Consider the following 923-nt stretch of genomic DNA (forward strand, 5'->3'; position numbering starts at 1 on the left):
GTGTTTCTCACCGCTGGGTCCGGGATGCTGATCAAGCCTGCGAAGACGAACGCGCGCACGCGCCGGCTGGCGTCTTGTTGCAGGGACTCGCCGACGCGTTGCAGCTCTTCCGCGCAGATGGACAGCAATTCCCCTACCGTGAGTTGGATCACGACTTGGGTCATCTGCGCCTTGCGGTATAGCCATGTCCCGCCCACGTGAACCGCATCGACGGCGGCCTTTGAACCGGCGCTCAAGTGTTGGTGCAGGCGCTTGCTGGCGCCGTGCATGGCGGTGAGCAGTTGGTCGGCGGCGTCTGCGGCGCGGCCTTCGCGCCATGCGCCGATCTCCTTGCTGCTGATGATGCTTTTGACGGCATCGAAGTATTTTTTGCCGGCGTCATTAGCCACCGCCCCGGCGCCGAACAGAGGGATAAAGGTGGTTTGCAAAAAGGTTTGATGGCCGTTCAAGGCCAGATAGGCGGCGCTGTTGGGATCGCTTAGCAACGACTGCCACGCGGTGCCTGTTGGCCCCAGCGTTTCGGATTCATTCGATGCGGGATCAGACGCCGGCATGGCATCCGTGATGCCTCCATCCAAACACGCCCCCACCGTGATCAAGCGCAGCTGCCGCGAACGTTCGTCGGTATCGGAATAATCCATCGCCACGATGCGCTTCCACGCCGCGCTGCCGATCACCTGCGCCCAGTCCTTGCCATACGCATCGATGTCGCTTTCAAAGCGCTTAATCTCCCGGTCGTACCGCGCCTGAAAACTTGCCCGGCCGTGGCGGCGAGGTTCGGTGGGCGGGTTCGTTTCCCAATAGCGTTCCTTTAATCGTTCCACGCGATCGGTGATCTTGTCTTGCACACGCTCTTGCCGTTCACGTGCGGGGTCCCAGAACACGGGTGGCGTGCCGGACTCGCTGGGCATGATGTCGAGCAA

General features: G+C 61.8%; 1 protein-coding gene. It reads right to left on the reverse strand.

Translation table 11 applies throughout. The features are described from left to right. Window positions 1-911, reverse strand: a 911-nt coding sequence (locus AC1DB0_RS29795) for a hypothetical protein (RefSeq protein ID WP_476758822.1), incomplete at its 3' end; no start/stop codon positions are given. Between the last annotated feature and the right edge of the window lie 12 nt (window positions 912-923).

It is taken from the genome of Achromobacter sp. 10T422 (genome assembly GCF_056394065.1).